This window comes from Providencia sp. PROV189 (assembly GCF_028480065.1).
Lineage (GTDB): Bacteria > Pseudomonadota > Gammaproteobacteria > Enterobacterales > Enterobacteriaceae > Providencia > Providencia stuartii.
Map to the genome: position 1 here is coordinate 1 of NZ_JAMPOG010000038.1, position 9,564 is coordinate 9,564.

General features: G+C 56.1%; 12 protein-coding genes. 11 read left to right on the top strand and 1 reads right to left on the bottom strand.

What is annotated here, in order from left to right; translation table 11 throughout:
* The first annotated feature begins 25 nt into the window (after positions 1 to 25).
* The 4 genes from PR833_RS17630 (at position 26) to PR833_RS17645 (ending at position 4,447) form a co-directional block, all read left to right on the top strand.
* Positions 26 to 664 carry a transglycosylase SLT domain-containing protein gene (locus PR833_RS17630; protein WP_004239718.1) on the top strand — a complete coding sequence of 213 codons (639 nt, stop codon included), beginning with the start codon at positions 26 to 28 and terminating at the stop codon, positions 662 to 664.
* Positions 654 to 1,208: an integrating conjugative element protein gene (locus PR833_RS17635; RefSeq protein ID WP_004245750.1), complete on the top strand. Its 555-nt coding sequence runs from the start codon at positions 654 to 656 to the stop codon at positions 1,206 to 1,208. Before PR833_RS17630 ends, PR833_RS17635 begins: the two co-directional genes overlap by 11 nt.
* 355 nt (positions 1,209 to 1,563) lie before the next feature.
* The gene (gene traD, locus PR833_RS17640) at positions 1,564 to 3,711 is read left to right on the top strand and encodes a type IV conjugative transfer system coupling protein TraD (RefSeq protein WP_012368437.1); all 2,148 of its coding nucleotides are present in this window, start codon (positions 1,564 to 1,566) and stop codon (positions 3,709 to 3,711) included.
* Positions 3,698 to 4,447: a TIGR03747 family integrating conjugative element membrane protein gene (locus PR833_RS17645; RefSeq protein ID WP_000179437.1), complete on the top strand. Its 750-nt coding sequence runs from the start codon at positions 3,698 to 3,700 to the stop codon at positions 4,445 to 4,447. The genes traD and PR833_RS17645 overlap by 14 nt, the downstream gene beginning before the upstream one ends.
* 87 nt (positions 4,448 to 4,534) lie before the next feature.
* On the opposite strand, the gene PR833_RS17650 is transcribed toward PR833_RS17645, so the two are convergent.
* Positions 4,535 to 5,143, bottom strand: a complete 609-nt coding sequence (locus PR833_RS17650; protein ID WP_004239713.1) for a DUF2913 family protein — start codon at positions 5,141 to 5,143, stop codon at positions 4,535 to 4,537.
* Between the two features lie 146 nt (positions 5,144 to 5,289).
* On the opposite strand from PR833_RS17650, the gene PR833_RS17655 reads away from it, so the two are divergent.
* The 7 genes from PR833_RS17655 to PR833_RS17685 form a co-directional block, all read left to right on the top strand.
* The gene (locus PR833_RS17655; protein WP_001236300.1) at positions 5,290 to 5,616 is read left to right on the top strand and encodes an integrative conjugative element protein, RAQPRD family; all 327 of its coding nucleotides are present in this window, start codon (positions 5,290 to 5,292) and stop codon (positions 5,614 to 5,616) included.
* Positions 5,613 to 5,852 (top strand): TIGR03758 family integrating conjugative element protein, encoded by a 240-nt coding sequence (locus PR833_RS17660; protein ID WP_001070025.1) that lies wholly within the window; start codon positions 5,613 to 5,615, stop codon positions 5,850 to 5,852. The genes PR833_RS17655 and PR833_RS17660 overlap by 4 nt, the downstream gene beginning before the upstream one ends.
* 47 nt (positions 5,853 to 5,899) lie before the next feature.
* The gene (locus PR833_RS17665) at positions 5,900 to 6,262 is read left to right on the top strand and encodes a TIGR03745 family integrating conjugative element membrane protein (protein WP_073557142.1); all 363 of its coding nucleotides are present in this window, start codon (positions 5,900 to 5,902) and stop codon (positions 6,260 to 6,262) included.
* Positions 6,263 to 6,274: 12 nt separating this feature from the next.
* Entirely contained in the window at positions 6,275 to 6,691 is a 417-nt protein-coding gene (locus PR833_RS17670; protein WP_004239708.1) for a TIGR03750 family conjugal transfer protein, read from the top strand.
* Positions 6,684 to 7,328 (top strand): PFL_4703 family integrating conjugative element protein, encoded by a 645-nt coding sequence (locus tag PR833_RS17675; protein WP_000033152.1) that lies wholly within the window; start codon positions 6,684 to 6,686, stop codon positions 7,326 to 7,328. Before PR833_RS17670 ends, PR833_RS17675 begins: the two co-directional genes overlap by 8 nt.
* Positions 7,325 to 8,221, top strand: coding sequence for a TIGR03749 family integrating conjugative element protein (locus PR833_RS17680; protein ID WP_000023746.1), 897 nt, complete (start codon positions 7,325 to 7,327; stop codon positions 8,219 to 8,221). The genes PR833_RS17675 and PR833_RS17680 overlap by 4 nt, the downstream gene beginning before the upstream one ends.
* Positions 8,218 to 9,564: TIGR03752 family integrating conjugative element protein (locus tag PR833_RS17685; RefSeq protein WP_272526387.1), on the top strand; the 1,347-nt coding region annotated here is incomplete at its 3' end. The genes PR833_RS17680 and PR833_RS17685, both read left to right, overlap by 4 nt.

The following is a 9,564-nucleotide window of genomic DNA, read 5'->3' on the forward strand; positions in this document are numbered from 1 at the left end:
GCTCACACCTTAATCCGGAGGCGTGATGCGTAAAAATTCCCTGCTCACTCTTGTCCTGCTGCTGTTTTCCGTGCCGTTACCGGCTCGGGAGGTGCCGCCGGGCTACCGTGAGGTGGCCCGGCAGGAGAATGTACCAGCAGAAGCCCTGTATTCCCTGGCACTGACGGAGTCATCCTGGACATTACCGGCACATCACCCGCAGGCCGGTGAAATCCATCCCTGGCCGTGGACGCTGAATGTGGCTGGTAAAGGATACCGTTATCCGACACGGCAGGCCGCCTGGCAGGCTTTACAGTCGTTTTTACAGACGACATCCCCCAGACGTATTGATGTGGGGATTGCACAGGTGAACTGGGGCTGGAACGGGCATCACTTCCGTTCCGCCTGGGAGGCCTTTGATCCTTATACCAATTTGCATGTGGCCGCCCGCATCCTGCGCCGCTGTTATGAGGCGTCACCGGGTAGTTGGATCCGTGCCGCCGGCTGTTATCACCATCCGGCGGGCGGTCAGCCCGCAGTACGCTATAAAAATAGTGTCCGGCGTCAGCTGGCGACACTGACGGGCGGTACACAACCCGTTCCCGCTCATTTACCGGCAGTCAGTACAGATCGGGCTGTATCGTTTGTGTGGATAGAACCGGAGAACAAAACCGATGCGAAATAATCCTGAAGAAAAGACAACGCGAGCCTTTTATCCCCTGCCCGTCTTGGGGATGCTGCTGTTTTGCGCAGCCGGCGGCAGTCAGGCGGCATTAACGGTGGTGGCGGATTATGGCGGGCAACCGGCAGCACCTTTTTATGACGCGATAAATAATGCCCCGAATGAATGGACAGCAAAGCCGGCGTCCCGCCCTCTGCCGTCCGTGATGGCCCCGTCAATGGTGTTGCCGGTTGAGACACCGGAAATGACGCCGGGGGAGGTGGATGACCGCGTCCTGCATTTACCGGGGATTGGGGCACTGTATCTGGTGGGGGATGATCCGTTATCCCGGGCATGGCTCACACAGCACGCAGCCCAGCTGAATGCAATGAATGCGGCCGGGATGGTGGTGAATGTGAAATCGGAAACCGGGTTACAGGCGCTTCAGGCGCTGGCTCAGGGAGGACTGCTCTCCCCAGCTTCTGGCACCGATTTAGCTCACCGTCTTCAGTTATCACATTACCCAGTTCTGATCACGGAAACCGGGTTGACCCAGCAGGTGAAGTAATGTTACCGCCGATATGGCCTTCAGATGGGGTTGACTCCCCGGCATTCTGGTTGGCCGTGCTGATGTGGTGCGTGTTCTTTGTTGTGATGAGACTCCTGGGGAAAAAAAACCGTCCTGCCCGCCGTCATCGTCACTGTCACGGGAAAGAATCGCGTGTACCGGAAAAAGAAAATCCGTCAGATCCTCCCTGGGGTTGAGTGCAGTGAGCACATTGTTTTCCGGACGTGTCGGTGAATTTTCAAACAGTGTTTCCAGTGGAAACGCTGGATGATTTTTGAACACTGTTTCCACTGGAAACACCGGTGAATTTTTAAACACTGTTTTCCGGGGTAACACCAAAAAAGAGTTTGAGAGAATGAGTGATCGTTATGTGATAGAGGCCTGGCTGCGACCGGCCGTGGAATTGAACAGTGCTCTGGTGTCCGGCGGGGCGGCGTTTGTGTGTGCGGTAGCGCCCTGGGCAGTGGCATTGTCTCCGTCCGTGAGTTATGTCACCGCCGGTGCGTTTGCCGGTTTTTCCGCATTGCGGGCACATCAGGGATTCCGGGTATTACGTTACCGCCGGAATCTCCGGCGTCTGCCCCGCTATCAGGTGACGTCGGCACAGGTGCCGGTCAGCCGGCAGCGTCTGTTTCTGGGAAAAGGGTTTCAGTGGCAGCAAAAACACACGCAACGCCTGCTGGAAACCCAGCGTCCGGAAGTGGAGCGGTATGTTCAGCCGCCGGCACATTACCGGCTGGCCCGGCAGTTTGAACTCCGTTTTGAATCCCGTTTTCCGGCGGTTTGCCGGCTTTTGCAAAAAGACAGTTGGCTGAATCCGGTCCGCCCGCTGACGCCGGTGGGGGGGAATCCGGTGTTACACGGTGTGGAGCCGGATGAGGTGAATGTGACCATGGATTTGCGTGAACGGGTTGGTCATATGCTGGTACTGGGGACCACCCGTGTCGGCAAAACCCGTCTGGCGGAAGTGCTGATCACTCAGGATATCCGCCGGGGGAATATCACGATTGTTTTTGATCCGAAAGGGGATGCGGATTTATTGCGCCGGATGTGGGCGGAAGCGCATCGTGCGGGGCGCAGTGAGGAGTTTTATGTTTTTCACTTGGGCTGGCCTGATATCAGTGCCCGTTATAACGCCATCGGGCGTTTTGGCCGAGTATCGGAAGTCGCGGGGCGGGTTGCCGGCCAGTTATCCGGGGAAGGGAACAGCGCGGCGTTCCGGGAGTTTGCCTGGCGGTTTGTTAATATCATTGCCCGGGCACTGGTTGCTCTGGGGGAGCGTCCGGATTATGCCAAAATTTTACGTTATGTCACCAATATCGGGGAACTCTATCAGACATATTCGATGCAGGTGATTAAAGCACAACTACCTGATTTGTTTGCCCAAATCGAGAATGCGCAGAACGCGCTGACGGTCGAGGATGTGCCCCGTCATCTGCAAAGTGATCCGAAAGCTGTGGCTATCTGGGCAACGGAGCTGGCGTTAAGTAGTGAGAAAGGGAAAAAAATCTATGATCCGATTTTGGACGGGCTGCGCAGTGCGATCCGTTATGACCGGACCTATTTTGATAAAATAGTGGCTTCTCTGCTGCCGTTACTGGAAAAACTGACTACCGGAAAAACTGCCGCCCTGTTGTCGCCGGATTACACCAATATGCAGGATCCCCGTCCGATTTTTGACTGGCAGCAGGTGATTCGGAAAAAAGGGATTGTATATGTCGGGCTGGATGCGTTATCGGATGCGGAAGTGGCGGCAGCGGTGGGGAATTCCATGTTTGCGGATTTGGTCTCGGTAGCCGGGCATATTTATAAATTCGGGACTCAGGATGGACTGCCGGAGGATGAGCACGCCGGAAAATTACCGATCAGCCTGCATTGCGATGAATTTAATGAACTGATGGGGGATGAATTTATTCCGTTACTGAACAAGAGCGGCGGCGCGGGGATTGAAGTGACGGCCTACACACAGACCTGGTCTGATATTGAAGCCCGGCTGGGGAATGCGGCGAAATCGGCGCAGGTCACCGGTAACTTTAATACGCTGGTGATGTTGCGTGTCCGTGAACTGATGACCGCGAAATTACTGACGGAACAGTTACCGGAAGTGGATATTTACACCAAAACCCTGGTATCCGGGATCACCGATATTTCCAATCCGAGGCAGGGGAGTGATTTTACCTCCAATACCCAGGACAGGGTCAGTATGGTGGCTAAACCGCTGCTGTTACCGGCAGATATTATTCAGTTACCGAAAGGACAGGCGTTTGCGCTGCTGGAAGGCGGGAAGTTATGGAAAATCAGGATGCCCCTGCCGGCGGCAGAGGCTGATGCCCTGATGCCACCGGATTTACAAAAAATCGCACAGTATATGGAGAAAAATTACCGTACCGGCGAAACTTGGTGGACTGCGTCATCATTTTCGGATGCGCGGCATGACAGCGGCGGTATGAATGTGGCTGAGATGGCACCGGATACCGAAGGGGGCAACGATGGCAACTGCTGAGGTACGTCAGGAAACCCCGCGTCACCCGGCAAAAGACCCCGGTTTGCCGGCTAAATTGTTGTGGCACTGGCCGTGGGCCATCATCGGGGTATTACTGGCCTCCTGGGTATGCAGTCTGTTGATTGAGTGGGTCGGGATTGCGTTTTTCTGGGCGGACGAAGGGGCGGAGCACAGCCGGCAGGTGATGTTAACCGAGAGCGGGTATCTGTCAGAAGGGTTTACCCGTAGTCTGCTGATGTCCAGTCCGGCGCAGTGGCTGGCTCATACCGTTGAACAGGCATACCGGTGGCTGTTTGTGGAGTCCGGGCTGATGGAGAGCTGGCAGAACGTGTATCCTGTCAGCGGGAATGCAGTTGCCCGTGAACTGGATGACTGGCGGATTTGGTTTGTGTCCGAGCTGAGAGACTATCTGCTGGCGACGGTTTATGTGACGCTGACCTTTTTTATCCGGGTGACTATTCTGGTGCTGTCGATGCCCCTGTTTGTTATGGTGCTGTTGGTGGGCATGGTGGAAGGCTTTAACCGGCGTGATTTGCGGCGTTATGGTGCCGGGTATGAATCCAGTTTTGTGTATCACCACGCCAAGCGTTTTGTTAAGCCGGCCTTTTTTGTTCCGTGCATGATTTATCTGTCCTGGCCGTCTGCCATTTACCCTAATCTGGTGTTGTTACCGGCGGCTCTGTTGTTCGGGCTTGCGGTGGCAGTGGCTACCGCGTCATTTAAAAAATATTTATAGGCGCTGGGCAGAGACACACAACACTTGTTTTTGTGTGTCTCTGTCAGCAGACAAGCGGCTAGGCCGCGCGTCAGTGGTGTGATGGGGTTATCCTGCGCTGATTGATGGATTGATGAGTGTGAGCAGTAAATAAAGTGGCGGGTTGTCTGTCGTGATGAGTTGCCAGCCACATTGTGTCAGCAGTTCAGCTAGTGCGGCGATATCACCTCCGATTTTTACAGGTAGGTGTGCGGTCTGATGACCGTCAGTATCAAAAGCCTGCTCCAGTGCATTTTTGGATAAACAGATGGTGTTGCTGAGCGTATCCGGGCTCACCGCATGTCGTCTGTGCCACGATTTATCACTCAATAACTGATAGGCAAAGCCTGCCTCCTTGGCCGATTCAAGCGCATAAGTGAGCCGGAACAGATCGCTCTGCTCGTGTAATGCGCCTGTACAGGAGCGGTACAGATAATCCAGTTTTTGTGGCAGTTTGGCCCGGCTCCCCAGTGTACGTCCCTGTTGAAGCAGCCAGTCAATATCCGGCGTAACGTCACGGTCAAAACGGCGTTGCTTTTTGGCGGTTGCCAGCCAGCGTATTAAAAACAGGTTTTTCTGCATGTCGGACTGCACCAGCCCCTCCCTGCGGGCCAGATGCAGGGCAACCAGTGCACACCAGGCAAAATGCCCAGTTTTTCGGGTGATGGTCTGACTCATAGGCTCACTTTTATTTATTCATTTCAGCTATTTTCGCAAAAAGCAAGCAATATAAAATTAAAAAATTTGGAAAACTAATTGTTTGCTGTTTTTTCTGTCCGCCTTTTTTACCCTGACTCCACGTTAACCGTCTTTAAGGAGTCGTTATGCGATTATTTTCTCCGCTTATTTCCCTGTTTGCGTTGGTTGTCAGTGCATTTGGGGTATTGCCTGCTCAGGCCGCTGAAAAAGATGAACTGGCGCTGACGTTAAAGCAGCTCGATCACATCCAGGCCAGCCTGGAGCGCGCCCGTATTCAGGCAAATCAGGACAATCACGCCCGTTTTTATTTTGATTATTCCCGCGCCTCCAGAGAGGTGGAGATTATCCGGCAGGGGATTGTCCGCTATCTGGAGCCTTCCCGGGCCCAGCCCACGGTGCCGGTTAATGTGGCGGAGCCGCTGCGCGGGGATTACCGCCGGGAGCAGCGATGAATCCGTCACAGCAGGCGGCATTTGAGGCTGCTGCCGGCTCGGGGATGTCTCCGGCTGTTCTGAATCTGTTGTGTATCGGGGCATTACTGGCGGTGCTGTTTTTATGGGCAGCCTGGGGACTGGTTGATGTTTACCGGGGCTGGGCAAATGAAAATGTTCGTACTGCAAGGGTGGGGCAGTTTGCTGTCCGGGCAGTGATATTACTGGTGGTCTGCATCTGGATGTTTGCCAGTTGAGTGTGCTGTTTAATTTATTTTACAGAATGAAAGGTCATTTTATGGATATGAAATCATTTTGGGGACGTGGTGTCCGTCGTATTGGTGCGTCAGTGGTGACGTTATTCACTTTATTCAGTCTGATGCCGGCGTATGCCGCACTGCCTTCGGTGGAACCCCCTTCTTCCGGTGGCGGCGGCGGACTGATGGACACCATTAAAGGCTATCTTAATGACGGCATTGTGATTGGCGGGCTGGTTGTGGCTGCGACGGCTTTTATCGTGGTGGCCATTGCCGCGGTCACCACGTTCAATGAAGTGCGCGACCAAAAGGCTGGCTGGGGTAAATTCGGTACAATTATTGTAGTCGGTGTCGTCCTGATTGTGGCGGTCGTCTGGCTGGCCGGAAAATCCGCCACTATTATTTTTTAAGCGGAGGCAACGATGCAGACCATCGATTTTATGCCGGATCGCTTAAATGCAGAGCCCACCGTCTTTCGCGGATTTACCACCCATGAAATGTTTGCCGCCGCCGGTGTCGGTTGTGTGGGCGGGAGCGTTATCAGTATCCCGCTGTTACCGCTGGCCGGGTGGGTGATCCTGCCGACCGGCGCGTTGATAATGCCGCTGTTGGTGGTGTTTTTTGGCGGCACTTTTCTGACCCGTATCAAACGCGGAAAACCGGAAAATTATCTCTACCGCCGATTGTCCTGGAAACTGCAAACCGGGTTTGCCCGCACATTGCCGCTGACCGGACGGCTGACTGAAAAATCCCTCATCACCGTATCTCAGGGCTGGTTTTTACGCCGGACGCAGGCGCTGTCACTGTGCCGGTATATCGCCGGAGGCCGCCATGAGTAAATTTCGTCATGCCCTGCAAAACCGGGACCAGCACATTCTGACACTGCGGATGATCTGCGGGGTGCTGGTGCTCTGCCTGTTTGTGGCCTTTGCCGGCTGGATGCGGGCGCCGGCTAAACTGACGATCCATAATCCGCCGGATTTGCGCTCCGGCAGTACCCGGGCATGGTGGGAAGTGCCGCTGCCGACGGTGTACGCTTTCAGCTTTTATATTTTTCAGCAACTGAATGCCTGGCCGAAAGACGGCGAGGTGGATTATCCGCGAAAGATTGCACAGCTCAGTGCCTATCTGACGCCGTCCTGCCGGGCGTATTTTGAGAAAGAGGCCGCTTACCGTACTACGCTCGGGGAGCTGAAAGGGCGTTCCCGGGTGGTGTATGAGATCCCGGGACGCGGGTTCAGTGAGGATAAAGTCCGGGTGATTGACCGGGATAACTGGATCGTGCGCCTGGATTTGGTAGCGGATGAATATTTTAGCGCGGAGCCGGTCAAGCGAGCGACGGTACGTTATCCGGTGAAAGTGGTGCGCTGGGAGGGCGATCCGGAAAGTAATCCGTTTGGTCTGGCCCTGGACTGCTATGACGGGCTGCCTCAGCGTCTGGAAGCGGCGGAGCAGAATAAGGAGGTCAGTCAATGAGCATAAAACGTCATCTGACGGCCTGTGCTCTGGGGATTTCGGCGGTGTTTTCTGTGGCCGCTCTGCCGCTGCCGGTGCAGGCGGTAGAGCTGGTCCGCTGGGAGCGTATTCCGTTACCGGTTTCTCTGCATGTGGGGGAAGAGCGCATTGTGTTTGTGGAAAAAAATGTGCGTGTCGGTTTTCCACCGTCTCTGAATGAGAAACTGCGGATCCAGAGTACCGGAGGGGCGGTGTACCTGCGGGCGGAAAGCGCCTTCCCGCAGACCCGCCTTCAGTTACAGGATGTGGAAAGCGGGGAAATCCTGTTGCTGGATGTGACGGCCACTGCCGGTAAAGGGAAGCTGGAGCCGGTGCGGGTGGTGTACAGCGGTGAAGTCAGTACGCAGCGTGACAGTCAGAGCGTCAGACGCAGCGGGCAGGCTGCGGGGGCAGCAGCCGATGCCGTACCGGAAAGCGTGGACCGCAAAGCGAAAACCCGTTATCCGGCGCCGTTACCGGTCTTACTGACCCGTTATGCCGCCCAGAGTCTGTATGCACCGTTAAGAACAGTGGAGCCGGTGTCCGGCGTACAACCTTTGCCACTGACCTTACCAAAAACACTGACAGCACTCTACCCGTCTGAACCACTGATCGCGCGGCCGCTGGCCGGCTGGCAGGCGGCGGAGTACCGGGTGGTGGCGGTGAAACTGACCAATCAGTCCGCTCAGAAAGTCGTGCTGGATCCCCGTCAGTTGCAGGGGCAGTTTGTCAGCGCCACGTTCCAGCATCAGTGGCTGGACGCGAAGGGCACACCGGAGGATACCACCACAGTGTATCTGGTGATGAAAGGCAAACCGGATAAGGCGTTTCCTGCGGAGCCGCCTGTCCGGAGGACGGGAGGGAAAGCCCGATGAAAGTGAAATCCAATACGCTGGTCAAAATTCTGGTGCCGTCCGCACTGGCGTTGGCGGTGCTGATTGGTATCAAAAGCTGCCAGCCCGACACGCCGGTCACCGGCAGCGGACAGGACAACCTGTCTCAGTCAATCAATGACCTTGACCCAGGGGAGCTGAAGTCACTCGGGATTGAGGGGGATACCCCGGCCGATACACTGAGGACGCTGATTGGCACTATGAAAACGGTACGTGACCGTCAGGCGGAATTGATCGCCCAGAATGAGAAATTGCTGGAAGAGAATGCGCAGCTGCGTAACCGGCAGCAGAATGTGTCGGGGCAGATCCAGTCTGCGGTGGCTTCCGTCCGTCAGGAAGCGGAGAGTCAGCAGCGTGCCCTGCAACAGGAGCAGCAGACACTGATGCGGCGTCTGGATAGCCTGGGGGAAACGCTGACAGCATCAGGTGGTCAGCCGGCTCAGGGCAGCGGACAAGGCGATATTCCGCTGGGACTGGGGCTGGATACCGGGGGCAGCGGACTGACGGTGAAAGACGGGTTGCTGTGGGCTGAGCCGCAGGATGCACAACCGGCTGAACCGGGGCGGATGGTGAACGGACAACCGGCTGAACCGGGGCGGATGGTGAACGGACAACCGGCTAAACCGGCGTTTCCGACCTCTTTTCTGGAGGATAACGCCATTACCCGTCAGAAAGCGGAACTGGACCGGGTGGCCAAAAATCAGCGCACGCTCTCCGGTACAGTGGACGGTGAGGCCCATACCGAACCGGCGTACACGATACCGGAGAATGCCACCCTGGTGGGCAGCCAGGCGATGACGGCGTTGCTGGGGCGGGTGCCCATTGACGGTAAAGTGACCGATCCGTATCCGTTCAAGGTGGTGGTGGGAAAAGACAACCTCACGGCGAACGGCATTGAGTTACCGGATGTGGAAGGGGCGGTGATCAGCGGCTCGGCCACCGGTGACTGGACATTGTCCTGTGTGCGCGGGGATATCACCTCGATCACCTTTGTTTTTACGGACGGCACGATCCGCACGGTGCCGAAGCCGGCTGACCGGACGGACGGCGGCAGTCAGGCCAACAGCGGACAGAATGCCCGTAATAACGGCGGGTCGCTCGGCTGGATTTCAGATGAGAGCGGGATCCCGTGTATCAGCGGTGAACGTAAAACCAATGCCGGCACCTATCTGCCGACCCTGTTTGCCCTGACGGCAGCGGCCTCGGCCGGGGATGCGATGTCGCAGAGTCAGTATACCGCGCAGAACAACGGGTACGGTATCACCTCCTCGCTCTCCGGGGATGCGGGGAAAGCGGCGCTGGGCAGTGCCATCGGCGGCGGGTTT